We start from the raw sequence: 26,291 nt of genomic DNA, 5'->3' as shown, positions 1-26,291 counted from the left end.
ATGACCCAGGACGACACTCCCGACCTCGCCACGCCGCAGGCGGGGAAGATCGCGCCCGAGGCGGTGGCGCTGCGCGCCCAGCCGCGCCCGGTCACGCGCCTGAACCGGCGCACGCTGGCCATCCTCGCCGGCGTCCTGTCGGTCGCCGTGCTCGGCGCGCTGATGTGGTCGCTGCAACCGCAGCGGCGCGGTGCGGGCGAGCAGACCGAGCTTTACAACGTCGATCGCGTCTCGAAGTCGGAAGGGCTGGATGCGCTGCCGACGGACTACTCCAAGCTGCCGCCGGCCTTGCCGCCCACGGTGCCGGAGCTGGGGCCGCCGTTGCCCGGCGATCTTGGCCCGGCCATCGTGAACTCGCAGCAGCCGGTGACGGCCGCCTACGCGGCCCCCGGCCACGACCCCAACGACGCGCTGCGCAAGGAGGCCGAGTCAGCCGCAGCCTCGCCGGTGTTCTTCCGTTCGGGTGCGCAGGACGCCGCGCCGGTGGCGCAGTCGCAGGTCGCCGCCGCGCCGGGCTTCGCCGCCAATGCGGCATTCGACCCGATGGCGGCCGGGCCGGCCTCGACGGCGGCCCAGCCCGCCGACCCGACGGCCATACAGAACCGGCAAGACCAGAAGGAGGCGTTCCAGCAAGCCGGAACCACGGAAACCCGTAATTCCGGCAATCTGACCCTGCCTGCCTCGCCGTATCAGGTCATGGCCGGAACGGTGGTCGCCGGGGCGCTGGTGACGGGCATCAAGTCGGACTTGCCGGGCGACGTGATCGCCACGGTGACGGAGCCGGTCTATGACACGGCCACCGGGCGCTTCCTGCTGATCCCGCAGGGTTCGCGCATCCTGGGCCGCTACAACAGCCAGGTCAGTTACGGGCAGAGCCGCGTTCAAGTCGTCTGGAACAGGATCATTCTGCCCGACACGTCTTCGCTCACGCTCGACAACCTGGCCGGCACTGACCCGGCCGGCTATGCCGGCCTGGAGGATGGCGTTGATTGGCATTGGGATCGCATCTTCGCCGGTGCGGTGCTAACCACGCTGCTGGGCGTTGGCGCCGAGCTGGCCGCGCCGGAGAACCGCCAGGACGGCGACCGCATCATCATCGCCGGGCGCGACAGCGCGCAGGACAGCATCAATCAGGTCGGGCAGGAGATGACCCGGCGCAACCTCAACATCCAGCCCACCTTGACCGAGCGGCCGGGCCTGCCGGTGCGGATCATCGTTGCGCGCGATTTGACGCTTCGCCCCTACCAGCCGCTCATGTTCAATCGAGGAACATCACGATGAGCACGCCAACCAAGAAATTGCGGCTGGGGCCGCTGCCGTCCAGCAGCAGCGTCAAGCTGACTTTTACATGCCCGGCCAGTCTGAAAGACGAACTCGACCGCTATGCGCAGCTCCATGCGCAAACCTATGGCGAATCTGTCGATGCAGCGACGCTGATCCCGCACATGCTGGAAGCCTTCATGGCGGGGGATCGGGGATTCAGGAAAATCCGAAAATAGATATATAAATTTAGCATCTTAAGAGGACTCGGAACTCATCTCCAATCCGAGCTTAGCTCTGACTCTATAACTGGCAAGTACCTATAAACTTGCTCTCGATCACTATTTTTCTCTTCATCGCTTAGGCTTGTATATGGGGTGGCTATTTGCTTTTCCCAACGCTCTGCAAGCTTGGCGGGAATTATAAGCGAGCCATCTTCTTGACGCACACATTGCTCATGCAGATAGCTTTGCCAATGAGCCCAGCGTTCATGTTCAATAGCGGCTAGTTTCTCTATGAGATCTTTGCGTGACAATAGAGATAAGTTGTCTGTCATTTCAAGACCTATATTAAGCCTTCTTTTACGAGATTCCAATAATGCTGACCTAACACTGTTAACTCGCAAGCTTTTCTCTGCATGGCAGCGTGCCACATATGGGGTGCGCCAACAGGCCGAACAAGATTAACTTTTACATATCGCTGAAGGATGGCGAATATAGCGTTATTCACTGGATTGGGCGCTGGAATGGTTGGGTCATTGCGCTGTTCCTCGGAGCGTTCCGGCTCATATGAGGGATCTAGGGGTAATTGATAATCTGCACTCGGGAAATGCCTTATTATGGCCTGGAGATCGGCCAGGCCAATTGGAGGTGCAGCCTTCCTTAGAGAAACAAAAGTTTTAACGTTTGTCTTAAATACAGGACGCTGCGCCCATGGGCCAAGTGATTGATCAATGTGAGCGTAGACGCTACCTGGGGTAACATCGCCAACAAGGTTCGCAGCAGCCCCGCCAAGCGCATCAACAAATAAGTTTGTAAAAACACCAGAGCCGCCGCCCGGAGCTTCCATGGCATATTGCTCTGCTGTTGATGCAGTGAGGATTGTTGTTCCTTCTTTTATTTCAGCAAATCCGGCCAGATTCGAGGTGTCTCCTGCAATACCACTATGGCAGCTGTCCAGAATAATGACTTTATTCTTTGCCCTAGAGTTGTTGGCTAGAGTCATAACTTCCGACAAAGCAAGTCCATCATCGCCCGTTCTGCAATCTCCTGCGCAAAGGAAGCCGCCGGTATCCTCAATGTATCCATGCCCGGCAAAATAGAACAGCGCAATATCTGCATCGCCGCTAAAAAGCTCTCGTACAGCATCTTTGAGGAAATGCTTTTCAACAATGTCGGCTGGACCTGTTCCAGTTATCACTCGGGGAGTTGCAAAATTGACAGTCCCATCGGCGTGTCGCTCCAAAACCGCCTTGACAGAGTGGGCATCGTTAACGCAGCCGCTGAGGGAATTTATATTTGCGTAATGATCAATCCCTACTATTAGTGCTTTGCGCATGACCTTGACCTATAGCGAGTCGATAAAATCGCTAATATTCTTGTCACTCCACGCATAAGTGGTAACGCCAGAAATTTGTGTTCGATCTGTCGAATAGGCCCAGATTCCACGAATCGGCTTATTTTCCTCTTTGGCGCATTGAATTTCCCATTTCTGACCGCTTGAATTGAGAGAATTTTTGCTCACCAGCACTATTACACCGTGAGACCGTCTGATGCGAGTGCGGACGCGATCTTTCCAATCCTTGTCATACGGTTCTTTAACCGACATATCTACAAATTCGTAAGGAGCTCGTGGACTCAACGATTGTCCTTTAAGGAAATCCCTCTGCCTCTCGTCCTCGATAGCGAATGCAATGAAAACTACTTTTTTATCAGCCATTTTTCCCCCTATGGTGACCGGAAAGATACAGTGAACTTTTGCTGCTCTTGACTATACACCTTGTTGCATGTCCCTCAAACGGTGTTGCGGACACTTTTTATGCATTGGAGCAGAAGTCAAAGCCGATCTCGCCGGCTCAGGTCAAGCTGTTGATTAGGGTTCGGGGCTACCGCCATCCTTTGAAGGTTCCGCCAACGCTGCACGTTCTTAGTTCTGGAGCGCAGCCAACCATTGGGCTATGATGACCGAATAAGCCCACCGTCCCTTGGCAATCGTCACCGCTACAGCGCGACCCGGCTTGCTTTCCCAGGGCTCTCATGTGGCTCCCAGCCCACAACGCCGCATCCCCTGCAAGCGGCACGAAACAGAGCTAACCTATTGCCCCGTATATGGTTTCAAGCCTCGCGTGATTTGCACGAAGGGCTTGACACCGGCCCTTTTTTGTATCCAGCGCCCGGCGCGCCCGCATGACGGGACCTTGCCGGACCGCACACGTACAATGGCCGCGCTGCCGGCCCACCTGCAGCCCCCCCACCTGCCGCTTCGGCGTAGACCGATGCCGGCGCTGCATGCCGTTGCCGCAGCGTGCGACACCTGCAAGGACCACCGATGAGTTCCTCCACTTCCGATTCGCCGTCGCTGCTGCACGGTCGCGTCCTCGCGTTTGCCGCGATCCTGCTGGCAGCAGTCAACCTGCGCACTGCGGTCACCTCGATCACCCCGCTGCTGGACGTGCTCGGCCAGCAGTTCGGCTTCGGCACCACCATGACCGGCGTGCTGGGCATGCTGCCGACCGCCTCGTTCGCGCTGTTCGGCGTGGCCACGCCGGCACTGGCGCGGCGCCTGGGCCTGGAACGCACCACCCTGCTGGCAATGGTGATGGCAATGGCCGGCCTGCTGCTGCGTTCCAGCGCCGGCAACGTCGGTACGCTGTTGCTGGGTTCGGTGCTGGCGCTGGCCGGCATGGGCATCGGCAACGTGGTGGTGCCGCCGCTGGTGAAGCGTTACTTCGCCAACAAGGTCGGCACCATGAGTACGCTCTACATCAGCGTGCTGCAGCTGGGCACGATGCTGCCGGCGCTGCTCGCGGTGCCGATGGCCAACGCTGCCGGCTGGCGCGTGTCGCTGGGCATGTGGGCGCTGCTGGCACTGGCCGCCGCACTGCCCTGGCTGGTGCTGGCCAAGCGCGCGCCGAAGCCGCAGGCCGACGCCACCGACCCCACCGCGCAGCCGCATGGCAAGGTCTGGCGCACGTCGCTGGGCTGGAGCATGACGCTGATGTTCGGCATGACCTCGCTGATGACCTACTCGATGTTCACCTGGCTGCCGCGCATCGTGGTCGAGGCCGGTGGCACGCCCGCGTTCGGCGGCGTGATGGTGGCAGTGTTCTCGGCGCTGGGCCTGCTGCCGTCGCTGGTCATTCCGTCGATGGCGGTTCGCATGCAGAACCCGTTCCCGCTGGTGCTGATCGGTTTCTTCTCGTTCGTGATCGCCTTCACCGGCCTGCTGCTGGCCCCCATGAAGGCGCCGCTGCTGTGGGCCTGCCTGCTCGGCGTCGGTCCGTCCACCTTCCCGCTGGCGCTGACCCTGATCAACCTGCGCACCCGCACCCCCACCGGCTCGGCGGCGCTGTCCGGGTTCATGCAGGGTGTGGGCTACAGCTTCAGCTGCCTGGGGCCGTTCCTGGTCGGCTGGCTGCACACCGTCAGCGACGGCTGGACGATCCCGTTCAGCTTCCTGTTCGGCTGCGCCACCCTGATGCTGTGCGCCTCCTGGGTGGCCTGCAAGCCACGCAAGCTGGAAGACCTCTGGTAAGCCGTTGAGGGGCCGCACGCCGGCCCCGCCTACCGCTCGTCAGCCCGTTTGCGCATTTTGACGCCGGGCTGACAATTCCGGGCGGATAGTGCCCACGAATGCCCATCCTTGCCGTGTGCCGGCATCGGGCATGGGGGCGGCAGCGCCGCCCAGGCCACCACTCGGTGTGCGGGGGACTCTCGTTTCAGACAAGACATTGCAGGTCGCTGTCCTGGTTCCGCCCATCCCTGCTGGATGGGAGTTCGCGAGGGGAGTGACGCAGGCCACGGCCATCCCAAAATCTGGCATGTGATGTGCGTCACATTTTTCAGGTTGTCTGGTTCGGAAGCCAAGGGGGTCCCCAATGGTTGTCCACCGCCGGCTGGCGCTCTGCGTCGGCCTTGCCTGTACCGCCCTGGCCTGGGCCAGCAGTGCTGCCCCGCCCGACCGCGAGGCGGCCCTGGCCGAGATCGGCCGCTACCGCGACCAGGCCCGCTGGCTGGATGCCCTCGGTGCGATCGAGCGCGCCAGCCAGCAGCAGCCCAACGACGATCTGCTGTTCAAGCTGCGCGTCCTGACCCTGGGTGACATCGGCAATGCCTGGCGCGCCTGGGAGCTGCTCCAGCAGCGCCCGCAGCTGTTCGACGCTGCACAGAAGCAACGCATCGAAGGCGACTACCTGGCCAAGCTGGTGGTCTGGAGCCTGGCCTACAGCAGCAGCGAAGACAGCCGGCTGGAAGAGGCCGAATCAACCCTGGCGCGCATGCAGCGCTACGTCGGCGCAGAGGGCACCCCACCCGCGCAGGCGCCACTGCGCATCCGCCTGGACCGGCTGATCCTGCTCAACCGGCTGGGCCGCCATGCGCAGGTGCGCGAGGAAGCCCGCGCACTGCAGGCCGAAGGCCATGCCCTGCCCGACTATGTGCTGCCCGCAGTGGGCGATTCGTTGATGGGCACCCTGCATCCTGAGGAAGCCATTCCGGTGCTGCAGGCGGCCGTCGCCGGCGATCCAACGCGCGACGCCTCGCATTCGGAACTGGCTTACGCCTACCTGGAAAGCGAGCAGCAGGAAAAGGCCGTCGACCTGCTGCAGGCATGGCGCGACAAGGAACCTGCCTGGCGCTGGAGCAACGGAAAGTCGCCGTATCCAAACTGGTCGCGCTACGAGGCCGACCTCAACCTGGCGATGGTGCGCGCTTACAGCGGTGACCTGCCCACCGCGCAGCGCGATCTGGAATCGATGGTCGACATCGCACCGGGCAACGGCGGCCTGCAGAGTGCGCTGGGCAGCGTCTACATGATGCGCGGCTGGCCACGCAGGGCGCTGCAGCGGCAACAAATGGCGCATGCACTGGACCCGCGCGACATCGAGCCACGGCTGGGCATGCAGGAAGCCTACGTCGCTCTGCAGCGCGATGACCTGGCGCGACCGCTGCACGACGATCTGCTTGCACGCTACCCCACCCAGCCCGCCGTCGAACGCATGGACCAGGCCTGGCGCGCGCATCGCGGTTGGCAGCTGAAGGCATGGACCGACATCGGACGCAGTTCCGGCGGTGGTGGCACCTCGCCGCTGGGCAACGACGACCGCCGCTATGGCATGGAGATCCAGACACCTGTACTCGACGATCGCTGGCGGCTGTTCGCCTTCGCCGACCGGCGCTCGGTCGATTTCCAGGACCAGCGCATCGACCCGCTGTGGCTGGGCGCGGGCGTACGCTACCGCTTCAGCCGGCTGGATGCGGAAGCAGCGGTACTGCGCGCCAACGACCACATTGGCGATACCGGGCTGCGCGTCGGCGTGGGCTGGCAGTTCAACGACTACTGGCATGCCGGACTGATCGCCGCACGCAATGATCCGGAAGCATCGATGCAGGCGCGCGTGGCCGGCATCACCGCTGACAGCGTCAGTGCGCAGGTCGACTATCGGCGCAGCGAACGCACGCACTGGGTGTTCGGCGCCAGTCGCTTCCGTTACGACGATGGCAACCATCGCGAACTGTTCAGCACCGCCCTTGAACAGCGCCTGCTGACCCGCCCACGGTGGCTGATCGATGGCCTGGCCAGTGCCTACACCAGTCGTGGCAGCCGCGACGATGCCCCCTACTTCAACCCGAAGCGCGACCGCATGGTCGAGATCGGCCTGCGCATCGACCAGCAGCTGTGGCGCCACTACGAACGTCACTTCCGGCACCGGCTGACCGTCTCGCTGGGCGACTACTGGCAGGACGGCTTCGGCAGTGCGCTGGTGCCGTCGGTGTCGTACATGCACGAGTGGCAGCTGGGCCAGGGCCGCGTGTTCGAGTATGGCGTGCGCTGGTCGCGGCCGGTCTACGACGGCCATCGCGAACGCCATATCGGCTTCGAAGCCGCACTGCGCTGGGGAGACTGACATGGCCCGCATCCTGCGACTGATCGTGCTCCTGCTGCTCGCCAGCGCACCGCCGGCATTCGCGCAGCAGGCCCTGCATCTCGATGCGATCGACAACGGCCTGCTGATCCTCAGCTACCACGACATCCGCGACCAGGTCGCAGCCAAGGGGGATGCCGATACCTATGCGGTGAGCACGCAGAACTTCGCCGCCCACCTGGACTGGCTGGGGGCACACGGCTACCACCCAGTGTCGCTGTCGCAGGTGATCGACGCCTCCCAGGGACGCGCCACGCTGCCTCCGAAACCGGTACTGCTGACCTTCGATGACGGCCTGCGCAGCGTCTACGACAAGGCCTTCCCGCTGCTGCAGGCCTACCGCTATCCGGCGCTGGTGGCGGTGATCACCGACTACGTGGACATGGCACCGGGCCGCACCATCGACTATGGCTACCGCCCGTTCGGCCGCGACGACTTCATCACCTGGGCACAGCTGAAGCAGATGCACGACAGCGGCCTGATCGAGGTGGCCAGCCATACCGACGATCTGCATCACGGGGTGCTTGCCAACCCGCAGGGAAATTCCACCCCTGCTGTCGTGACCCGCATCTACAGCCCGGCTACGCACAGCTACGAGAGCGAGCCACAGTACGAGCAGCGCCTGCGCGCCGATCTCGGCCGCAGCGTGCAACGCATCCAGCAGCACCTGGGCGTGCGCCCGCGCGCCATCGTCTGGCCCTATGCCGCCTACAACCAGCTGAGCAACGACATCGCCGAGCAGCTGGGCATGCCGGTGTCCTTCGATCTGGAAGGCCGCAGCACGCCGGTGGCCAGCGACCTGCATGGCCTGGCGCGCTTCCTGGTCAGCGACAACCCGACCGTGGAGGGGCTGGCCTACGAACTGCGCCGCGACGTCGCGCTCGATGGCATCCGCGCCCTGCAGATCGACCTGGATGATGTGTACGACCCCGACCCCGCACAGCAGGCGCGCAATCTGGATGCACTGATCGAGCGGGTCAAGCGCATCGAGCCGACGCACGTCTACCTGCAGGCGTTCGCCGATCCGGACGGCAACAACACCGCCGATGCACTGTACTTCCCGAACCGCCACATGCCGATGCGCGCGGACCTGTTCAGCCGCGTTGCCTGGCAGCTGAAATCACGCGCGGGCGTGAAAGTGTATGCGTGGCTGCCGGTGCTGGGTTTCGAGCTTCCCGACCCGGTGCAGCGCAAAGCGCTGGCGATCCACAACGGCGATCCTGACGGCATGTACCGGCTGGACTTCACCAAGCCGGAAGCGCGCCAGATCATGCTCGACATCTACGAGGACCTGGCGATCAATTCCTACTTCGAAGGCCTGCTGTTCCATGACGATGGCTATCTGCGCGACACCGAGCTGCCCACGCTGGCGGCCGGCGATGGAGGCAGCGCACGCACGCAGGCATTGATCGACTTCACCCTGGCACTGCGCAACAGCGCGCAGCGCTGGCGACCGAAGCTGGCCACGGTGCGCAACCTGTACGCGGAGCCGGTACTGCGCCCGCAGAGCGAAGCCTGGTTCGCGCAACGCCTGGACCTGTTCAACAAGGCCTACGACCAGACCGCACTGATGGCGATGCCGTGGATGGAAGGCAGCAAGCGTCCGGAACGCTGGCTCGACCAGCTGCTGGCCGCGGTGCGTGCGCATGACCCACAGCTGCAGCACACCCTGTTCGAACTGCAGACCGTCGACTGGCGCAGCGGGCAACCGATTCCCGCCGAGCGCCTGCGCGCGCAGATCCGCCAGCTGCAGGCGCAGGGCGTGCACCACTTCGCCTGGTACCCGGACGACTTCATCGCCGACCAGCCCTCCACCCGCGATGCCCGCGCGGCCATGTCCGCCGGCAACTTCCCGTACCCGGAGAAGTGACATGGACATGCATCCGTTGCTGCAGGTCCTGTTCCAGTTCGCCTTCTACTACCCGATGGTGATGGCGTTCTTCTGGATGTCGGGCGGCCTGTATTACTACTTCCGGCGCGAACGCCATTCGCGTCCACGCAACGACCCGCCGCTGATGGTCGATCCACCGTTCGCGAGCCTGCTGATTCCCTGTCACAACGAGTCCGCGAACCTCGACGACACGCTCGGCGCGGCGCTGGCACAGCGCTACCCGGCCGACTACGAAGTGATCGCCATCGACGACGGCAGCAGCGACGACACCGGTGCGCGGCTGGACGCCCTGGCGGCAAAGCACCCACGTCTGCGCGTGCTGCACCTGGACCGCAACCTGGGCAAGGCCAATGCGCTGCGCATGGGTGCACTCGCCGCGCGTTCGGAGTACCTGGTGTGCATCGACGGCGACGCGATGCTGGAGGAGCACGCGCTGCACTGGATGATCTGGCACCTGGTAAGCGGCAACCGGGTCGGCGCGGTGACCGGCAATCCGCGCATCCGCAACCGCTCCACGCTGCTCGGGCGCCTGCAGGTGGCCGAGTTCTCCTCGATCATCGGCATGATCAAGCGCGCGCAGCGGGTGTACGGGCGCATATTCACCATCTCCGGCGTGATCGCCGGCTTCCGTCGTACCGCCCTGCATCAGGTCGGCTGGTGGTCGGACGACATGGTGACCGAAGACATCGACATCAGCTGGCGCCTGCAGCGGGCGCACTGGGACATCCGCTACGAACCCAACGCACTGTGCTTCATCCTGATGCCGGAAACGCTGAAGGGGCTGTGGAGGCAGCGGCTGCGCTGGGCCCAGGGTGGCGTGGAGGTGATGCTGCGCCACGCCCGCTCGCTGCTGCACTGGAAGGAGCGGCGCATGTGGGGCGTACTGCTGGAGTACGTGCTGAGCGTGATCTGGGCTTACACCATGTTGTTCATCGTGGTGCTATGGGCGCTGGGCAAGTTCATCGAACTGCCGCCCCAGCTGCATATCGCCAGCCTGCTGCCGGAATGGCATGGCGTGATCCTGGCCCTGGTCTGCCTGCTGCAGTTCGCCAGCAGCCTGATCATCGACCGTCATTACGAAACACAGATTGGACGCAACTACTTCTGGGTCATCTGGTACCCGATGGCGTACTGGTTGATCAGCCTTTCCACCACCCTGGTGGCGTTGCCGAAAACCCTTCTGCGCCGTCGCGGCAAGCGCGCCACCTGGACCAGTCCCGATCGGGGGATCCGATGAACGCACAACGCCCGTCCAACCGCTTCGACTCGCGGATGATCCGCAAGCCGCATCGCCAACCACGCTTCCAGCGCACCGCCTGGGGCTTCGTCACCCTCGCGTTCTGGGGGTTCTACTTCTACCTGTGGGCACCGTTGGTGACCCTGGTGTCGTGGCTGATCGGTGGACAGCTGGCCTGGCGGCAGCTGTACGAACGACAGAACCAGTTCGACCCGTACGTGCTGGTGGCGCTGCCGCTGATGCTGCTGTGTGCCAGCGTGCTGCTGATCGGCTGGGCCGAGTACAACCGCGCGCGCTTCCGTGGCCACGACCGGCGCCTGCCGCGGCCGCTGGCCAGCCTCAACGAAGTGGCCGCCGACCTGGGGGCCAGCACCGGCCTGGCCGAGCGCCTGCTCGGCTGCAAGGCCGCCACGCTGCACATGGACGATCACGCGCGGCCGATCGGCATCCGCCGCGAGGTGGTGTAGCCCGACAACCCGGTGGGTGCCGACCCTGGTCGGAACTTGCCTTGGTAGATGCCGACCTTGGTCGGCGCTTGGGCCTGGTGGGTGCCGACCTTGGTCGGCACCGGGGTCTACCGCGAAGAGCATCCATGCATGGCGTGGATCTACTTGCGCGTCTGCCCCTCACCGCGCACGACAAATCGTTCGACGGTGAGTGCCTCCAGGCCCATCGGGCCGTAGGCGTGCAGGCGCGTGGTGGAAATACCGATCTCGCTGCCCAGGCCCAACTGCCCACCATCGGAAAAGCGCGATGAGGCATTCACCATCAACACCGCCGAGCGCAGCGCGCTGACGAAGCGCTCGGCGTGGCCCGCGTCTTCGGTCGCAATCACTTCGGTGTGGTCGGAGGTATAGCGGCGGATGTGCGCGATGGCCGCATCGAGGTCATCCACCACCCGCACGGCCAGCACCAGATCCAGGAACTCGGCGGCGTAATCCGCATCGGTGGCTGCGGTGCTACCCGGCAGCAACGGCTGCGCAGCCTCGTCGGCGCGCAGCTCCACGCCGCGCTCGCCGAGCGCCTGTGCCACGCGCGGCAGGAACGCTTCGGCCACATCGCGGTGCACCAGCAGGGTCTCCAGCGAATTGCAGGCCGACGGACGACTGCACTTTCCGTCCACCAGTAGATCGATGGCTTTGCCGAGGTCGGCGCTGGCATCCACGAACAGGTGGCAGACACCCTTGTAGTGCTTGATCACCGGCACCCGCGCATGCTCGGCAACGAAGCGGATCAGGCCTTCGCCGCCGCGCGGAATCGCCAGATCGATCAGTTCATGCAGCTGCAGCAGTTCCAGCATTGCTTCGCGGCGCAGGTCGGTCAGCACGGTCACCGCCGCCGGTGGCACGCCATTGGCCTTGAGCGCGCCCGCCAACGCCTGGGCGATGGCTGTGTTGGAATGGATCGCTTCGGAGCCACCGCGCAGGATCACGCCATTGCCGGCCTTCAGGCACAGCGCAGCCGCTTCGGCGGTCACGTTCGGGCGCGCCTCATAGATCATTGCGATCACACCCAGCGGCACGCGTACCTTCTGCACGCGGATGCCGTTTGGACGCACATCGTCGCGGGTGATCTGGCCGACGGGATCGGGCAGCGCGGCGACCTCACGCACGGCTTCGGCCATCGCGAACAGGCGTGCCGGGTCCAGCGCCAGGCGGTCGAGCATGGCGCTGCCAACGCCCTTGTCGCGCGCGGCGGCGAGGTCACGTGCATTACCGGCAAGGATCAGCCCGGCATTCACTTCTAGCGCCTGTGCCATGGCCAGCAGCAGCGTGCGGCGGGCCGCACTGTCGAGGCCGGCAACGATCTGGGCCGCGTCACGGCAGGCACGCGCCTGCGTTTCGATGTCGCTCATCGGGGAGTCCTTCAAACCGGTCATGGCAGCACCAGATCGTCGCGATGGACGACGCTGCCGCCGTAGTTGTAGCCCAGCACGGCCTCGATGTCGCGCGAATGGCGGCCGGCGATCCGGCGCACATCATCGGCCGCGTACTGGCTGACGCCGCGCGCGACGCAGACACGGCCCTGCGGCGCGTTCCAGCACACCTGCACCATGTCGCCACGGCGGAACACGCCCTCCGCGCCGGTGATGCCACCGGGCAGCAGCGAGGCGCCCTTCTCGCGCATGGCCTGCGCCGCGCCGGCATCGATCACGATCGCGCCCTCGACCAGCGGCGCGTGCCGCAGCCAGTGCTTGCGTGCGGCCTCGCGGCTGCGCGCAGCGTGGATACGGGTGCCGAACAGGCGATCCTGTGCCAGCGCGCGCACCACATCGCCACTGCGGCCATTGAACAGATAGGTTTCGATACCGAGGCGACCGGCCTTGGCCGCCGCCTCCAGCTTGGTCCGCATGCCACCGGTACCAGCCCGTGAGCCGGCGCCACCGGCCATCGCCAGCACCTCGTCACTCAGTTCCGGCACGTCGTGCAACGGCCGCGCGTCGGCCACGGTGCGCGGGTCGGCGCTGTACAGGCCGTCGATATCGGTGGCGATGAACAGTGCATCGGCATCGACCAGCGCCGCCACGGTCGCGGCCAGGTTGTCGTTGTCGCCGAGCTTGAGCTCGTCCACCGACACGGTGTCGTTCTCGTTGACCACCGGCAACGCGCCCAGCCGCAGCAGTTCGTTGAGGGTAGCGCGTGCGTTGAGGTAGCGGCGGCGGTTGCGCAGGTCGTCGTGGGTCAGCAGCACCTGCGCCACCGGGCGCTCGAAGAAGCGCTGCCAGAGCCCGATCAGCTGGGCCTGGCCGAGCGCGGCCAGCGCCTGCCGCGCCGCCATCGCCGCACCGGGCTCATCGGCCCGCGGCAGGATCGCGCGCCCGGCAGCGACCGCGCCGGACGACACGATCACCACCTCGCGCCCGGCCAGTACATTGGCCGAGACGAACTGAGCCAGGCCCAGCGCGTGGCGTGGCGACAGGCCACCGCCATCGGCAGCCAGCAGGCTGCTGCCGACCTTCAGCACCGCACGCCGCCATGGTGGCAGCGCTTGTTCGGGGAACGGCGAGGCGACATGGGCAGCGTGCTGGATCATCGGTCAGGCTCTCAGCGAGTGTTCCATTCGTGCACGGTCAGGTCGGAGGCCTGCATCGTCACCAGCGGATCGGTGGCGACGATGGCCTGTGCCTGCGCCAGGCTGTCCACGTTGCACAGCACATAGGCGCCACCGCTGCCATCGGCGAAGCCGCCGGTCAGCTGCAGCTTGCCCTGCGCCTGCAACGCATCGAGGAAGTCACGGTGCGGCTGCACGGCAGCGGCATTGAAATCGGGCCGGCGCATGGCCAGCACCAGGTAGACCGTGCCCGCCATCAGGACAGCGCCTGCCAGCGCGCGCGCAGTTCATCCAGGCGCAGGTCGGCCGCCGACCCCGGCGACACACGGGCGGCCAGGCTGCCTTCCGGCGTGCGCCCCTGCCCTGCACTATCGGCACCGGCCGCAGCGGCCTTGTAGGCCTCGCGGAACGGCACGCCAGCCACGGCCGCTTCCACGGCAACGTCGGTGGCATACATGCCCGAGTCGATCGCTGCGCGCAGCCTGTCGTCACGCCACTCCAGGTTGGCCAGCAGCGCCGGCAGCAGCTCCAGCGCGGCCAGGCCGCGGCCGAAGCCGTGGAAGATGGCGCCCTTGGACGACTGCAGGTCGCGATGGTAGCCCGACGGCAGCGACAGCAGCTGTTCGATCTCAGTGCGTGCGGCGGCGACGCTGGCATGGGTGGCGCGCATCAGCTCGATCACATCCGGGTTGCGCTTGTTGGGCATGATCGAGCTGCCGGTGGTGTACTGCGCCGGCAGCGCGACGAAGCCGAACTCGGCGCTGGTGAACAGCGACAGGTCCCAGGCGATGCGGCGCAGGTCCAGCGTGGCGCCACCGAGCGCTTCCAGTGCGGCCAACTCGAACTTGCCGCGCGACAGCTGCGCGTAGATCGGCGAGATCTGCATGCGCGCGAAACCGAGCGCAGCCGTGGTGTGTTCGCGGTCCAGCGGCAGATTGACGCCATAACCGGCGGCGGTGCCCAGCGGGTTGGCATCGATCAGTGCATGGGTGTCACGGGCGCGGATGGCATTGTCGATGAAGGCCTCGGCCCAGCCCGCCCACCACATGCCGGCCGAGGACACCACGGCACGCTGGATGTGGGTGTATCCGGGAATCGTCAGGTCCTTCTCGGCCTGTGCGCGGTCCAGTGCGACCTTGGCCACCTCGGCGCTGAGCTGCGCCACGCGCTGCAGCTTCTCCTTAAGCCACAGGCGGGTGGCGACCAGGATCTGGTCATTGCGGCTGCGGCCGGTGTGGATCTTGCGGCCTGCGTCGCCGAGGCGTTCGGTCAGGCGCGCTTCGATCGCCGAGTGGCCATCTTCGTACTGCGTATCCAGCACGAAGCGGCCTTCGCGGAAGTCCTGCGCCAGGATCTCCAGTTCGCGCAGCAGGCCGGCCAGCTCGTCGGCGCTGAGGATGCCGATGTGCTGCAGGCCCTGTGCGTGCGCGGCGCTGGCGGCGATGTCGTGCAGGAAGAACTCGCGATCGAGGATCACGTCGTCGCCGGCGAGGAAGGTCTGGATCTGGGCGTCGACGGCGACGCCGGGCTTCTGCCAAAGAAGGTCTGCCATGGGGGCTCCGGAATGCGTGTTCAGTGCGGGATCGACGTCAGTTCGTCGATGCCCAGCGCGAGGTTGAGGTTCTGCATGGCCTGGGTGGCCGCGCCCTTGAGCAGGTTGTCCAGCGTCGCCACCACCACGACCCGCTTGCCGCCCGGGGCCAGGGTGAAGCCACCGACCTGGGCACCGTGGCGACCGGCAATGCGGCTGACCCACGGCGCTTCATCCACCACTTCGATCAGGGGTTCGCCGGCATAGGCCTGCTGGAAGCGCTCGACGATCTGCTCGCGGGTCTGCACCCGGTTCAGCCACAGATTGGCGGTGAGCGTGATGCCACGGAAATGCGGCGCGACGTGCGGCATGAACTCGACCGCCACGCCCAGCTGCACGGACACCTCGCGCTCGTGCACGTGGTTGGTCAGCGCATACGGCATCAGGTTGTCGGCCAGCAGTTCAACGTTGTTCTTGTCCGACGGCGTGGTACCGGCACCGGAGTAGCCGGAGACACCGAAGCACTGCGGCGGACCGGCCAGCAGGTCCAGCAGCGGATGCACCGCCAGCTGCATTGCCGTGGCATAGCAGCCCGGGTTGCTGATGTGCTTCTGGCCGTTGTAGCGGCCGCGGGTCAGCTCCGGCAGGCCGTAGTACCAGCTGTTGTCGAAGCGGTAGTCGGCCGAGAGATCGACGATGACAGTGTCCGGCTTCGCGGTTTCAAGCGCGGCCACGAACGGCGCGGCCAGGCCATTGGGCAGGGCCAGGATCACCGCATCCACGCCCTTGGCGGCCACCGCGTCGGCGTCCAGGTTCTCGTACTGCAGGTCACCCTGGAATTCCGGATGGTGATCGGACAGGCGCTGCCCGGCGCGCTCGCGCGAGGAGACGAAAGCCAGCTTCAGCCGCGGATGGGCGGCCACCAGCTTGATCAGCTCGGCACCGGTATGGCCGCGGGCACCGACGATACCCAGGGTGAAAGTCGAATCGTTCATGCGTGACTGTCCAGGCGGTACTGCAGGTGGCGCTTCACGCCCTGCCATTCCGCATCGATGATGGAGAAGATGACGGTGTCGCGCGGCGTGCCGTCGGCATGCCGCTTGTGGTTGCGCAGCACGCCGTCCTGCTTGGCGCCGAGGCGGGCGATGGCGGTACGCGAAGTAAAGTTGAACCAGCTGGTTTCCAGCACCACGCTGATGCAGCCCATGGCCTCGAAGGCGTGCTGCAGCAGCAACAGCTTGGCTTCGGTGTTGGCGCCGGTGCGCTGCACACGCGGCGCATACCAGGTGTAGCCGAGACTGAGCTTGGGCACCCCGGCATCCATGTCGTAGAAGCGCGTGCTGCCGATGATCTCACCCGCCGCATCGCGGATCACGAAGGGCAGCACCTTGCCTTCAGCCTGCGCCTGCAGCGCGGCCTGCACATAGTGCTCGACCCGCTGCGGTGACGGCACCTGGGTGTACCAGAGCTGGTCCAGGCCGCTGCCTTCAAGCGCATCGCGCAGGCCCGGCACGTGCTCCATCTGCAGCGGCTGCAGGGTTACGTGCTGGCCGCGCAGGGTGGGAACCGTGTTCCAGGCATCGAGGTTGCTCATCGCTCAGCCCTGCAGGCTCGGGGTGCGCTGCGCGCAATGATCGACATAGGTCTTGATCCGGTCGATGCCATCGGCACCGAACCAGAACACCTTCCACTGATCCTGCTTGTAGCAGCCATCGGACTCGGCGTAGTAGAAGTGATTGATCGGGTTGCCGTGGCGCGAGCGCCAGAACAGCTGCGGGGTTTCCTCCAGCATCACGTTCCATACTGCGCGGCCCAGGCCCTCGCCCTGCGCGTCGTCGAGCACGGCGAACTTGTCCAGGTACACGCCCTCTGCCTCGTCGGTGAGGATCACCGCGGTGCGGTAGTTCTCGCTGACATAGGCACGCAACAGCTTGGTCTTCTCGAAGTAGTCCGGCACCAGGGTGCGGCCGAAACTGGATTCGATCAGGCCCTTCAGGCGCGGCAGGTCCAGTTCGTCCCAGGCGGTGGCGCGCAGTACTTTCTCGCCCTTGCGTACCAGCGTGCCCGAGCCCTTGTGGGTGAACAGTTCCTTGGCCAGGTCGGCCGGACGGGTGATCGACACCGACGATTCCAGCGGCAGGCGATCAAGCAGATCCTTGATCTGTTCGATCTTCACCTTCATGCCGCCGTGGATCCACGGCTGCGCGATCAGGTGGTCGTACTCGGTGGACAGGTTGATCGAATCGATCACGTTGCCCTGCTCGTCCAGCAGGCCGCCGGTGCCGGTCAGGAAGATGATCTTGTACGGCTGCAGTTCCTGCACCAGCTCGTTGGCGGCGAAGTCGGCGTTGACGTTGAGGATCTGGCCGCCGGCGGTCTCACCCAGGCTGGTGATGACCGGGATCGAACCGGCGCGCAGGCTGGCCTCGATTGGCGCCAGGTTGACCTTCTTCACCTCGCCGACCAGGCCGTAGGTGTCCACGTCCAGGTACTCGGCCTCGAACACACCACCGGTGATCGAGGTGGCGCGCGCGCCGTTCTGCTGCAGCGCCTCGACCAGGCGCAGGTTGGACTGCTGGAACACCCGGCGCACGATCGCCAGCGCTTCCGGCGAGGTCACGCGCAGGCCGTTCACGGTCTGCTTCTCGATGCCGGCGGCCGACAACTCGGCATCCAGCTGCGGGCCGGCGCCGTGCAGCACGATCGGGGTCAGACCGACCTCCTGCAGGAACGACAGCGAGGAGGTCAGCGCGTCGAGGTCGTCGCGCAGCACCGCGCCGCCGACCTTGACCACGGCGAAGCGCTTGGCATCCAGCTGCGAAAAGCGCTTGAGGTACTGGCTGATCTCCTTCGCGCTGGCCATGCTGGAAAGCAGGCGCACGATGGTCTGGCGGGTCTGGCGGTGGGGCTGGAGGGCAGGAGACATTTCGGTTTCGTCGGAAAGGGAAGAATCAGGCGCCGGCGGCGATGATGCGGTGCACGGCGTCGGTGTAGCGCTGCAGCTGCTCCAGCGTCACGAACTCGTCGGCGGTGTGGGCCTGGGCGATGTCACCCGGGCCGAACACCAGCGTGGTGTAGCCACCGGCCGAGAACAGCGAGGCCTCGGTCCAGAAGTCCACGGCATTGCCGATCGGCAGCTCCAGCGCATCGGCCACGTCGCGTGCCAGCAGGCGGCGGTTCTCGGCCTCGGCGATGTCACCGGCCGGCAGGCTGGGGCCACGGAAGGTTTCGGTGAACAGCGCGGCTTCCGGTTCGGCAAAACCGGCGAAGGTCGCCAGCAGGCCATCGATGTCCATCGACGGCAGCGGACGGAAGCCGAAACGCACTTCGGCGGCCGGCGCGATCATGTTGGCCTTGATCCCACCTTCGACGCGACCGATGTTGAAGCGCAGGCCGGTCAGCCCGCCGAAGCGCGCAGACGCCAGCGATTCCACATGGTCCAGCGCGCGGTTGCCCCAGCGCATGGCCTGGTGCAGCGCGCTGGCGGCGGCATCCTGCTTGCCCGAGGCATGCCCCGCGCGGCCAGCGAACTGCATCAGCACCGAGCTGATGCCACGGTGCGCCAGCACCGCCTCGCTCATGGTCGGCTCGGCCACAAGCACCGCTTCGTACGGAATGCCGCGGGCCAGGAACGCGGCGATGCAGCGCGGATCGTTGGCTTCTTCATCGCTGGAGAACAGGAAGGCCGCGTCACCGTCGCTGGCATTGGCTGCGGCCACCAGTGCGGCGGCCGCGCCCTTGATGTCACACACGCCCAGGCCGACCACGCGGTCGTCCAGGCGCCGCATCACGTGCGGGTCGGCACTCCAGTGCGGCGAATCGGGCACGGTATCCAGGTGCACGTTGAACAGGTACCTCGGCGTCCCGCGCACGGCGTACAGGCTGACCGCACCGGCGCCGTGGTCGATCACCTCGACGTTGAAGCCGGGCAGGTTCGCGCGCAGGTAATCGAAGATGCCACCGGTGGTGATCGCACGCGGCGGGTTGCGGGTGTCGAAGGACACCAGCGCCTGCAGGTGCGAGATCGTCTGTTCAAGCATGAATCAAAGATCCTGTGGAATTCCGCCGGGCATGGCCCGGCGCTACCGTAATGCGTCTGGTGGAGAGCCCCCTTCTTGTTGAAGGGGGCGCGCCAACGGCGCAGGGTTAAGACGGAATGCGTGGTCAACCGCTCAGCGGTTGACTTGCGCGTAAAGCGTCGAACTCATGCCGAACAGCTTGATGAAGCCCTCGGCCTCTTCCACGCCCCAGTCGGCCGACTGCGCGTAGGTGGCACCCTTGGTGTTGAGCAGGTGCGGCGACTTCACCGCCACTGCGTCGACGCGGCCACCACGCGTTTCCAGCACCACTTCACCGTTGACCTTGGCCTGCGAGGACTTCAGGAACGCTTCGATGTCGGTCTTCAGCGGGTCGTGGTAGAAGCCTTCGTACACCAGCTCCACCCACTTGCGTGCCACGTCCGGCTTGAAGCGGTTCTGCTGCTTGGTCAGTACGGCGTCTTCCAGCGCGCGGTGCGCGGCCAGCAGCGAGACCAGGCCCGGCGCCTCGAACACGATGCGACCCTTCAGGCCGATCACGGTGTCGCCGGTGTAGACGCCGCGGCCAACGCCGTACGGAGCGAACAGCTTGTTGAGCTGGGCCAGGATCTGGTCACCCGGCAGCGCCTTGCCGTTCAGTTCGACGGCTTCGCCTTCGACGAACTTCAGGGTCACGGTCAGGGCCTGTTCCGGCCACTCGCTCCGCGGTGCGCACCAGCCACGGGCGCCCTCGCCCGGGGCTTCCCAACGGTCGATCTCGCCGCCGGACATGGTCAGGCCCAGCAGGTTCTCGTTGATGGTGTAGGCCTGCTGCTTGGCGCGCACGCCGAAGCCACGCTCTTCCAGGTACTTCTGCTCGTAGGCGCGGGTCTGGGTGTGTTCCTTCTGGATCTCGCGGATCGGCGCGATGATCTGGTAGTCGCCCAGGGCCTTCACGGCCAGGTCGAAGCGGACCTGGTCGTTGCCCATGCCGGTGCAGCCGTGGGCGATGATGTTGGTGCCAAGTTCGGCGGCACGCTTCAGCGCGGCATCGACGATCAGGTAGCGGTCCGAGACCAGCAGCGGGTACTGGCCCTGGTAGCCTTCACCGGCCCACACGAACGGCTTGACGAAGCCTTCCCAGATGGCCGGGCCACCGTTGACGGTAACGTGGCTGGCCACGCCCAGCTCGGCGGCGCGCTTTTCGATGAAATCGCGCTCTTCATCATCCACGCCGCCGGTGTCGGCGAACACGGTGTGCACGTTGTAGCCGCGCTCCTGCAAGTACGGCACGCAGAAGCTGGTATCCAGGCCGCCGGAGAAGGCGAGAACGACGTCTTTGCTCATGGGGGTAATGTCCAATCAGGTTGTGTAGAGTCGAGCCATGCTCGACTGATGCTTGATCAAAAAACAATCAGCGCCCGGCAACCGCGGCCATGATCGCCTTCTGCACGTGCAGGCGGTTCTCGGCTTCGTTGATGGCGATGCACTGCGGCGAATCCATCACCGCATCGGTGGCCTTGACGTTGCGGCGCAGCGGCAGGCAGTGGCTGAACACACCGTTGTTGGTCAGCGCCATCTTCCGCTCGTCCACGATGAAGTGCTTGAACTGGTCGCGGATCGGCTTTTCCGGCTCCCAGTTGCCGAAGAACGGCAGCGCGCCCCAGCTCTTGGCATAGACCACGTCGGCGCCGGCGTAGGCGCTGTCGATGTCATGGCTGATCTTCAGCGAACCGCCGCTCTCGGCCACGTTCTGCTCGGCCCAGCCCATGTAGCGGTCGTCGAGGATGTAGTCGGCGGTCGGGCACAGCAGGGTCACGTCCATGCCCATGCGGGTGGCGATGGTCAGCGCCGAGTTGGCCACGGCGGTGTTCAGCGGCTTGGGGTGGTAGGTCCAGGTCAGCACGTACTTCTTGCCACGCAGGTCCTGGGTGCCGAAGTGCTCCTGCAGGGCCATGATGTGGGCCAGCTCCTGGCACGGATGGGTGATGGTCTCCATGTTGATGACCGGCACCGGCGAATACTTGGCGAAGCTGTTGAGGACGATGTCCTGGCGGTCGTAGGCCCAGTCGATGAACTTGGGGAACGCGCGCACGGCGATGATGTCGCAGTAACGGCCCAGCACCTTGGCCACTTCAGCGATGTGCTCTTCGGTATCGCCATCCATCACCGTGCCGAGGTTGAACTCGATCGGCCACGCATCCTTGCCCGGCTGCAGCACCACCGCGTGGGCGCCGAGCTGGAACGCGCCCAGTTCGAAGCTGGTGCGGGTGCGCATGGACGGGTTGAAGAACACCAGCGCGATCGACTTGCCCTTGAGCTGGTCGCCGAGCTTGTTGCGCTTGAACAGCGCGGCCTGGGTCAGCAGCGCGTCGAGATCGCTGCGGCTCCAGTCCTGGGTGTTCAGGAAGTGCTTGGGGGACATCATCTTTCCTTGCGTGGCGGCGCCGGGTTCGACGCGGTGGAAGGGAAAACAGGAAGCAAAGGTGGAACGAAAAGGTTGCAGTTGCAGCTTTCAGAACGCAGAAACGAAAAAACCCAGCCGGGCGGCTGGGTTTTTTTCGGACGAACAGCAAAAAGCTCCGGTTACCCAGCGAGAATGTGGGGTTCCGGTCGACGCGCACGCGAGGTCATGCCCGACGCCTGTCGGGCTGCGCTGCTGTCGTGCTGGAAGTCGGTGAGCTTCATGGTCAACCATCTTTGCATGCGGCCGGGGCCGACGCAAGGGGCCGGGGTCGCAGAATCAGGGATTGCCCGTGGCGCCCTGCTCGGGGCCGACCCAGGGGGTGATCGACACCCGGATCTTGAGCCGGTTGCCGGGGTCTTCCGGCAGCCGTGAGCGGTACTTGGTGCCCTTGTAGACGTAATCCACGTCGTAGGCGATGGGCCTGCGGAATTCACGCCCCACCGGCACGATACGGCAGTCACGGGTCAGCATCGGGCCATTGTTGGCCGGTGCCGGCGCCGGGGCGGGTGACTCGGCGGCGGTGTCCTCGGAGACCTCTTCATCGCTGCGCTTGAACATCGAGCGCACCGAGTCCCAGAAGCGGCTGATCCGGCCCTTGTCCTCAACCGGCTCCTCGCCGGTGACATTGACCGGCGCCAGGGTCCGGGTCGAGACCGGCTCGCAGTGTTCTTCGGTGCGGGTCGCGCGCAGGGTCTGGAACACGGGCTCGACGTTCAGCACCTGCGCGTAGTCGAACTTCACGTTCTCCACGATCACCACCCGGTTGCGGGGCTCGGCCTCCTGCGCCTGGGCCACGGCGGCCAGCGCCGACAGGCAGGCCAGGGTCAGCAACGCGGTGGATTTCATTGGCGAAGGGAGCAAGGACACGGCAATAGTGTAGGCAGTGGCGAGCGCAAGGGGCTGAACATTACCCGTCCACGCTGCTCCTGCCCACCCCACCTTGGATGGCCCCGGCGTCCACCGGTGGCAGGCGGTGCCCCCAAAGGGGGCCGACACGTTCTAAAATCACAGGCTTGTCCCCCAGCCACAGCCCCATGACCCTGCGCCTGCACAACAACCTGACTCGCCAGCTCGAACCGTTCACCCCGCTCGACCCGGCCTGTCCGACCCTGTATGTGTGCGGCCCCACGGTCTACAACTACGTGCACATCGGCAACGCCCGTGGCCCGGTGGTGTTCGGCGTGCTGGCCGACCTGCTGCGGCGCCGTTTCGGTGGCCTGCGCTACGCGCGCAACATCACCGACGTGGACGACAAGATCAACACCGCCGCGCGTGAGCAGGGGGTGCCGATCAGCACCATCACCGACAGGTTCGCCGCCGCCTACCGTGAAGACATGGCCGCGCTGGGCGTGGTGCCGCCGGATATCGAGCCGGAGGTGACCGCGCACATTCCGCAGATCATCACCATGATCGAGCAGCTGATCGCCAATGGTCATGCCTACGCCGCCGAAGGCCACGTGCTGTTCGCGGTGGCCAGCTTCGAAGGCTACGGCAAGCTCTCGCGCCGCGACCCGGACGAAATGCTGGCCGGCGCCCGCGTCGACGTGGCCCCGTACAAGCGCGACCCGGGTGATTTCGTGCTGTGGAAGCCGTCCAGCGACGACCTGCCCGGCTGGGCGTCGCCCTGGGGTCGTGGCCGTCCGGGCTGGCATATCGAATGCTCGGCAATGGCCGCCGCTCATCTGGGCGAGACTATCGACATCCATGCCGGTGGCGTCGACCTGCAGTTCCCGCACCACGAAAACGAGCTTGCGCAGAGCGAATGCGCCCACGGCGGCAAGATCTTCGCTCGTTTCTGGCTGCACAACGGCATGCTCAACTTCGGCGGCGCCAAGATGAGCAAGTCGCTGGGCAACATCGAGCGCGTGCACGACCTGGTGCGCCAGCATCCGCCGGAAGCGCTGCGCCTGGCCCTGCTGTCGGCCCACTACCGGCAGCCGCTGGACTGGTCCGATGGCCTGATCGAGCAGTCGGTGCGCACCTTGGATCGCCTGTACGGCACCCTGCGCGAACTGGCGTCGGTCGAGGCGGTCGTGGTGATCCCGGCCACGGTCGAGGCGACCCTGGATGACGACCTGAACACCCCGCAGGCGCTGGCCGAAGTGGCCCGCATCGCTGCCGACGCACGCCGAGCCACCGACCCGCCCGAACAGGCGCGCCTGAAGGGCGAGCTGCTCGGTGCCGGCCTGGCCCTGGGCCTGCTGCAGGCCGACCCGGCACAGTGGTTCGGCACCGCCGCTGGCGATGACGGCGACGATGCCCGCATCCAGGGCCTGATCGACGAGCGTGCCGCTGCCAAGAAGGCGCGCGACTTCGCCCGTTCCGATGCCATCCGCGACCAGCTGGCCGCCGAAGGCATCGTGCTGGAAGATACCCCGCAGGGCGTGCGCTGGTCGCGCAAGCGCGGCTGACCTGCCCTGCCCCGTGGCCGGTACGCCGGCCACGCCCCACCGTAGAGACTGTTGTGACCGACTCCCCGTTCCCGCTTGAACCCACCGCTGCCGAGGCCCAGGCCGCCATCGCCGAGGAATTCGGCTTCTTCGGCGACTGGTCCGAGCGCTACCAGTACCTGATCGACCTCGGCCGCAAGCTGCCCGCCTTCCCGGAAGAATGGAAGACCGAAGAGCACCGCCTGCTCGGCTGCCAGTCGATGGTCTGGATCGTGCCGGAAGGCAACGCACAGTCGCTGCGCTTCCACGCCATCAGTGATTCGGCCATCGTCTCCGGCCTGATCTTCCTGGCCCTGCGCGTGTACTCGGGGCGCTCGGCGCAGGAGATCCTGGATACCGAGCCCAGCTACATCCAGGACATCGGCCTGGCCCGACACCTCTCCCCCACCCGCAGCAACGGCGTGGCGGCGATGCTGGCCTTCATCCGCGAGACCGCGCAGGCCCAGCTGCAGCGCGACCCGTCGTGAGCGAGCCTGCCACAGCCGAAGACACCGCGCTGGGCCTGCTGTCCCGGCCCGGCTTCGCCAAGCTGCTGGCCTACCGCATCTTCGCGATGCTGTCCTACCAGGTGGTGGCAGTCACCGTCGGCTGGCACATCTACGAAGTCACCCGCAATCCGTTCTCGCTGGGCCTGATCGGCCTGGCCGAGGTGCTGCCGTTCTTCTGCGTGGCGCCATTCGCCGGCTACCTGGTCGACCATCTGCCGCGGCGCCGGTTGGGCATGGCGGCCTGTTCCGGGCTGATCGCCACCGCGCTGGTACTGACCAGCGTGGCCAAGGGCTGGCTGCCGTTTGAAGGCGTGTGGCCCATCTATGCAGCCATTGCCCTGACCGGCATGGTCCGCGCCTTCCTGTCGCCGATCTACAACGCGCTGTTCGCCCGCGTGCTGGCCCGCGATCAGTTCGCGCGCGGCGCCGGACTCGGCGCGGTGGTGTTCCAGGCCGGCATGGTGGCTGGTCCGGCACTGGGTGGCGTGCTGGTCGGCTTCGGCGGCAAGGGCCTCTCCTACGCGGTGGCTACGGCCTTTGCGCTGGTGGCGATGGCCTGCCTGGCTACATTGAAGGTGGAAGAACCGGTGCACACCGGTCCCGCCGCGCCGATCTTCAAGAGCATCGCCGAAGGCGCGCGCTTCGTGGTCGGCAACCGGATCATGGTCGGGGCGATGGCGCTGGACATGTTCTCGGTCCTGCTCGGCGGCGTGGTGGCGATGCTGCCGGCGTTCCTGCACGAAATCCTGCACCACGGCCCGGAAGGCCTGGGCATCCTGCGCGCGATGCCGGCGCTCGGTTCGGTGTGCGTGGGCCTGTGGCTGGCCCGCCACCCGCTGCACCGCAATGCCGGCCGCGTACTGCTGTTCGCGGTGGCCGGTTTCGGCCTGTGCGTGATCGGCTTCGGCCTGTCGCAGCACTTCTGGCTGTCGGCGCTGATCCTGCTGTTCTACGGGGCCTTCGATGGCGTCTCGGTGGTGATCCGATCGACCATCCTGCAGTTGGCCACGCCGGAAGAGATGCGCGGACGGGTGTCGTCAATCAACGGCATCTTCATCAGTTCGTCCAACGAGCTGGGCGCGTTCTATGCCGGCACGATGGCGAAGCTGCTCGGCCTGGTGCCGGCCGTGGTGCTGGGTGGGTTCGCGGTGCTGAGCGTGGCCGGGATCACGGCGTGGAAGAACCCGACATTGCGGAAACTGAATCTTCGCGACCTGCAGTGACGCTGCGAACAGCGGATTCGGCGGCGCCGGGCGTTTGGCTGGGGCCGTTGCTCTCCCTCGATGATTGGGCTTGTCACTTTCTTTTCGCGAAAAGAAAGTAACCAAAGAAACGCTCCGCCATCCGCGAGCCGGTGCTGCGCACCGGTGCCCTGCGCTCCTCGGCGAATCAGGGGACGGCGCGGAACTCGCTTCGCTCGGACACCCGCGCCTCTTCGCCCCTGATTCCCCTGCGGTGCTCGGCTCGCTACAAGGCGGACTCAACAGCCGCGAGCGCACGCATGACCGCTCCTGTCGGCCTGAGCCGAGCGTGGACTCGACTCTACATCGGCCGCGCACGCAGGAAACCGTCGAGAGCCTGCGGGTGGGTCCGGGCGGGACCGTCCGCGGCATGGATGCCGCGGCCGAGCTTACAGGGATGTACTTGCAGCGTGTCCTGCCCGGCCCCACCCGCAGGCTCCACCCGATACCCGGAAGGCGCTGCTCTACACAGCCAACTCGAACCCAACAAAAAACCCGGCCGAGGCCGGGTTTTTCG

The 26,291-nt window shown here is 65.7% G+C and carries 24 protein-coding genes; 10 read left to right on the top strand and 14 right to left on the bottom strand.

The genetic code is table 11. The features are described from left to right. On the top strand, nucleotides 1-1,281 hold the full coding sequence (locus N5D20_RS08715; protein ID WP_058166405.1) for a TrbI/VirB10 family protein: 1,281 nt from the start codon (nucleotides 1-3) through the stop codon (nucleotides 1,279-1,281). Further along, entirely contained in the window at nucleotides 1,278-1,499 is a 222-nt protein-coding gene (locus N5D20_RS08710) for a DUF2274 domain-containing protein (protein WP_033938303.1), read from the top strand. The genes N5D20_RS08715 and N5D20_RS08710 overlap by 4 nt, the downstream gene beginning before the upstream one ends. A gap of 35 nt (nucleotides 1,500-1,534) precedes the next feature. Here N5D20_RS08710 and N5D20_RS08705 read toward each other — a convergent pair whose 3' ends face one another. From N5D20_RS08705 to N5D20_RS08695, 3 genes are read right to left on the bottom strand one after another with little or no spacing between them, the layout of a single operon-like run. Continuing rightward, nucleotides 1,535-1,816 carry a hypothetical protein gene (locus N5D20_RS08705; protein ID WP_071540639.1) on the bottom strand — a complete coding sequence of 94 codons (282 nt, stop codon included), beginning with the start codon at nucleotides 1,814-1,816 and terminating at the stop codon, nucleotides 1,535-1,537. Nucleotides 1,817-1,824: 8 nt separating this feature from the next. Further along, nucleotides 1,825-2,817: a caspase family protein gene (locus tag N5D20_RS08700; protein WP_071540640.1), complete on the bottom strand. Its 993-nt coding sequence runs from the start codon at nucleotides 2,815-2,817 to the stop codon at nucleotides 1,825-1,827. Between the two features lie 9 nt (nucleotides 2,818-2,826). Further along, nucleotides 2,827-3,198 carry a TIR domain-containing protein gene (locus N5D20_RS08695; RefSeq protein ID WP_071540641.1) on the bottom strand — a complete coding sequence of 124 codons (372 nt, stop codon included), beginning with the start codon at nucleotides 3,196-3,198 and terminating at the stop codon, nucleotides 2,827-2,829. 609 nt (nucleotides 3,199-3,807) lie between these two features. Between N5D20_RS08695 and N5D20_RS08690 the strand changes: the two genes are divergently transcribed. The 5 genes from N5D20_RS08690 to pgaD all read left to right on the top strand — a co-directional run bounded on the left by N5D20_RS08690 (nucleotide 3,808) and on the right by pgaD (nucleotide 10,997). Next, nucleotides 3,808-5,013, top strand: a complete 1,206-nt coding sequence (locus tag N5D20_RS08690; RefSeq protein WP_197578439.1) for an MFS transporter — start codon at nucleotides 3,808-3,810, stop codon at nucleotides 5,011-5,013. A gap of 343 nt (nucleotides 5,014-5,356) precedes the next feature. Then, nucleotides 5,357-7,384, top strand: coding sequence for a poly-beta-1,6 N-acetyl-D-glucosamine export porin PgaA (pgaA, locus tag N5D20_RS08685; RefSeq protein ID WP_197578440.1), 2,028 nt, complete (start codon nucleotides 5,357-5,359; stop codon nucleotides 7,382-7,384). 1 nt (nucleotide 7,385) lies between these two features. Further along, nucleotides 7,386-9,272 (top strand): poly-beta-1,6-N-acetyl-D-glucosamine N-deacetylase PgaB, encoded by a 1,887-nt coding sequence (pgaB, locus tag N5D20_RS08680; RefSeq protein ID WP_197578441.1) that lies wholly within the window; start codon nucleotides 7,386-7,388, stop codon nucleotides 9,270-9,272. 1 nt (nucleotide 9,273) lies between these two features. Further along, nucleotides 9,274-10,530 carry a poly-beta-1,6-N-acetyl-D-glucosamine synthase gene (gene pgaC / locus N5D20_RS08675; protein ID WP_197578442.1) on the top strand — a complete coding sequence of 419 codons (1,257 nt, stop codon included), beginning with the start codon at nucleotides 9,274-9,276 and terminating at the stop codon, nucleotides 10,528-10,530. Next, complete coding sequence (gene pgaD / locus N5D20_RS08670; RefSeq protein WP_054172182.1) at nucleotides 10,527-10,997, top strand: poly-beta-1,6-N-acetyl-D-glucosamine biosynthesis protein PgaD; 471 nt, start codon at nucleotides 10,527-10,529, stop codon at nucleotides 10,995-10,997. The genes pgaC and pgaD overlap by 4 nt, the downstream gene beginning before the upstream one ends. 140 nt (nucleotides 10,998-11,137) lie before the next feature. On the opposite strand, the gene N5D20_RS08665 is transcribed toward pgaD, so the two are convergent. The 11 genes from N5D20_RS08665 to N5D20_RS08615 form a co-directional block, all read right to left on the bottom strand. Next, entirely contained in the window at nucleotides 11,138-12,409 is a 1,272-nt protein-coding gene (locus N5D20_RS08665) for a glutamate-5-semialdehyde dehydrogenase (protein ID WP_197578443.1), read from the bottom strand. Then, complete coding sequence (proB, locus tag N5D20_RS08660) at nucleotides 12,406-13,563, bottom strand: glutamate 5-kinase (protein ID WP_057503879.1); 1,158 nt, start codon at nucleotides 13,561-13,563, stop codon at nucleotides 12,406-12,408. The genes N5D20_RS08665 and proB overlap by 4 nt, the downstream gene beginning before the upstream one ends. An 11-nt stretch (nucleotides 13,564-13,574) precedes the next feature. Next, entirely contained in the window at nucleotides 13,575-13,838 is a 264-nt protein-coding gene (locus N5D20_RS08655) for a YciI family protein (protein ID WP_103281852.1), read from the bottom strand. After that, nucleotides 13,838-15,133 (bottom strand): argininosuccinate lyase, encoded by a 1,296-nt coding sequence (gene argH, locus N5D20_RS08650; protein ID WP_197578444.1) that lies wholly within the window; start codon nucleotides 15,131-15,133, stop codon nucleotides 13,838-13,840. The genes N5D20_RS08655 and argH overlap by 1 nt, the downstream gene beginning before the upstream one ends. 20 nt (nucleotides 15,134-15,153) lie before the next feature. Next, the gene (gene argC / locus N5D20_RS08645) at nucleotides 15,154-16,107 is read right to left on the bottom strand and encodes an N-acetyl-gamma-glutamyl-phosphate reductase (protein ID WP_043400943.1); all 954 of its coding nucleotides are present in this window, start codon (nucleotides 16,105-16,107) and stop codon (nucleotides 15,154-15,156) included. Next, nucleotides 16,104-16,706, bottom strand: a complete 603-nt coding sequence (locus N5D20_RS08640; RefSeq protein WP_010486646.1) for a GNAT family protein — start codon at nucleotides 16,704-16,706, stop codon at nucleotides 16,104-16,106. The genes argC and N5D20_RS08640 overlap by 4 nt, the downstream gene beginning before the upstream one ends. A 3-nt stretch (nucleotides 16,707-16,709) precedes the next feature. Next, entirely contained in the window at nucleotides 16,710-18,038 is a 1,329-nt protein-coding gene (locus N5D20_RS08635; RefSeq protein ID WP_010486643.1) for an acetylglutamate kinase, read from the bottom strand. Between the two features lie 25 nt (nucleotides 18,039-18,063). Beyond that, a complete protein-coding gene (locus N5D20_RS08630; RefSeq protein WP_197578445.1) occupies nucleotides 18,064-19,152 on the bottom strand; it encodes an acetylornithine deacetylase in 1,089 nt (362 codons plus the stop codon). A 132-nt stretch (nucleotides 19,153-19,284) separates the two neighbouring features. Then, nucleotides 19,285-20,475, bottom strand: a complete 1,191-nt coding sequence (locus N5D20_RS08625) for an argininosuccinate synthase (RefSeq protein WP_049435090.1) — start codon at nucleotides 20,473-20,475, stop codon at nucleotides 19,285-19,287. A gap of 67 nt (nucleotides 20,476-20,542) precedes the next feature. Then, complete coding sequence (locus N5D20_RS08620; protein ID WP_014037861.1) at nucleotides 20,543-21,553, bottom strand: N-acetylornithine carbamoyltransferase; 1,011 nt, start codon at nucleotides 21,551-21,553, stop codon at nucleotides 20,543-20,545. Nucleotides 21,554-21,871: 318 nt separating this feature from the next. Next, a complete protein-coding gene (locus N5D20_RS08615) occupies nucleotides 21,872-22,441 on the bottom strand; it encodes a hypothetical protein (protein ID WP_043400934.1) in 570 nt (189 codons plus the stop codon). 188 nt (nucleotides 22,442-22,629) lie between these two features. Between N5D20_RS08615 and cysS the strand changes: the two genes are divergently transcribed. From cysS to N5D20_RS08600, 3 genes are read left to right on the top strand one after another with little or no spacing between them, the layout of a single operon-like run. Next, a complete protein-coding gene (gene cysS / locus N5D20_RS08610; RefSeq protein WP_197578446.1) occupies nucleotides 22,630-24,006 on the top strand; it encodes a cysteine--tRNA ligase in 1,377 nt (458 codons plus the stop codon). Nucleotides 24,007-24,059: 53 nt separating this feature from the next. Beyond that, nucleotides 24,060-24,512 (top strand): SufE family protein, encoded by a 453-nt coding sequence (locus N5D20_RS08605; RefSeq protein ID WP_197578447.1) that lies wholly within the window; start codon nucleotides 24,060-24,062, stop codon nucleotides 24,510-24,512. Then, nucleotides 24,509-25,756: an MFS transporter gene (locus N5D20_RS08600; RefSeq protein WP_049482302.1), complete on the top strand. Its 1,248-nt coding sequence runs from the start codon at nucleotides 24,509-24,511 to the stop codon at nucleotides 25,754-25,756. Before N5D20_RS08605 ends, N5D20_RS08600 begins: the two co-directional genes overlap by 4 nt. The last annotated feature ends 535 nt before the right edge of the window (nucleotides 25,757-26,291 follow it).

The organism is Stenotrophomonas sp. GD03877 (assembly GCF_029840555.1).
Classification (GTDB): Bacteria; Pseudomonadota; Gammaproteobacteria; order Xanthomonadales; family Xanthomonadaceae; genus Stenotrophomonas; species Stenotrophomonas geniculata.
Note: the sequence above shows the minus strand (reverse complement) of the source record. Positions and strands in the feature narration are given on the sequence as shown.

Bases quoted from the DNA above. Each gene is read 5' to 3' on its own strand.
- N5D20_RS08700 (WP_071540640.1), bottom strand. From the start codon at position 2,817: ATGCGCAAAGCACTAATAGTAGGGATTGATCATTACGCAAATATAAAT.
- N5D20_RS08665 (WP_197578443.1), bottom strand. From the start codon at position 12,409: ATGACCGGTTTGAAGGACTCCCCGATGAGCGACATCGAAACGCAGGCG.
- pgaA (WP_197578440.1), top strand. From the start codon at position 5,357: ATGGTTGTCCACCGCCGGCTGGCGCTCTGCGTCGGCCTTGCCTGTACC.
- N5D20_RS08695 (WP_071540641.1), bottom strand. From the start codon at position 3,198: ATGGCTGATAAAAAAGTAGTTTTCATTGCATTCGCTATCGAGGACGAG.
- N5D20_RS08630 (WP_197578445.1), bottom strand. From the start codon at position 19,152: ATGCTTGAACAGACGATCTCGCACCTGCAGGCGCTGGTGTCCTTCGAC.
- pgaC (WP_197578442.1), top strand. From the start codon at position 9,274: ATGGACATGCATCCGTTGCTGCAGGTCCTGTTCCAGTTCGCCTTCTAC.
- N5D20_RS08635 (WP_010486643.1), bottom strand. From the start codon at position 18,038: ATGTCTCCTGCCCTCCAGCCCCACCGCCAGACCCGCCAGACCATCGTG.
- proB (WP_057503879.1), bottom strand. From the start codon at position 13,563: ATGATCCAGCACGCTGCCCATGTCGCCTCGCCGTTCCCCGAACAAGCG.
- N5D20_RS08655 (WP_103281852.1), bottom strand. From the start codon at position 13,838: ATGGCGGGCACGGTCTACCTGGTGCTGGCCATGCGCCGGCCCGATTTC.
- cysS (WP_197578446.1), top strand. From the start codon at position 22,630: ATGACCCTGCGCCTGCACAACAACCTGACTCGCCAGCTCGAACCGTTC.
- N5D20_RS08715 (WP_058166405.1), top strand. From the start codon at position 1: ATGACCCAGGACGACACTCCCGACCTCGCCACGCCGCAGGCGGGGAAG.
- pgaB (WP_197578441.1), top strand. From the start codon at position 7,386: ATGGCCCGCATCCTGCGACTGATCGTGCTCCTGCTGCTCGCCAGCGCA.
- argH (WP_197578444.1), bottom strand. From the start codon at position 15,133: ATGGCAGACCTTCTTTGGCAGAAGCCCGGCGTCGCCGTCGACGCCCAG.
- N5D20_RS08615 (WP_043400934.1), bottom strand. From the start codon at position 22,441: ATGAAATCCACCGCGTTGCTGACCCTGGCCTGCCTGTCGGCGCTGGCC.
- pgaD (WP_054172182.1), top strand. From the start codon at position 10,527: ATGAACGCACAACGCCCGTCCAACCGCTTCGACTCGCGGATGATCCGC.
- N5D20_RS08640 (WP_010486646.1), bottom strand. From the start codon at position 16,706: ATGAGCAACCTCGATGCCTGGAACACGGTTCCCACCCTGCGCGGCCAG.
- N5D20_RS08690 (WP_197578439.1), top strand. From the start codon at position 3,808: ATGAGTTCCTCCACTTCCGATTCGCCGTCGCTGCTGCACGGTCGCGTC.
- N5D20_RS08705 (WP_071540639.1), bottom strand. From the start codon at position 1,816: ATGACAGACAACTTATCTCTATTGTCACGCAAAGATCTCATAGAGAAA.
- N5D20_RS08620 (WP_014037861.1), bottom strand. From the start codon at position 21,553: ATGTCCCCCAAGCACTTCCTGAACACCCAGGACTGGAGCCGCAGCGAT.
- N5D20_RS08625 (WP_049435090.1), bottom strand. From the start codon at position 20,475: ATGAGCAAAGACGTCGTTCTCGCCTTCTCCGGCGGCCTGGATACCAGC.
- argC (WP_043400943.1), bottom strand. From the start codon at position 16,107: ATGAACGATTCGACTTTCACCCTGGGTATCGTCGGTGCCCGCGGCCAT.
- N5D20_RS08710 (WP_033938303.1), top strand. From the start codon at position 1,278: ATGAGCACGCCAACCAAGAAATTGCGGCTGGGGCCGCTGCCGTCCAGC.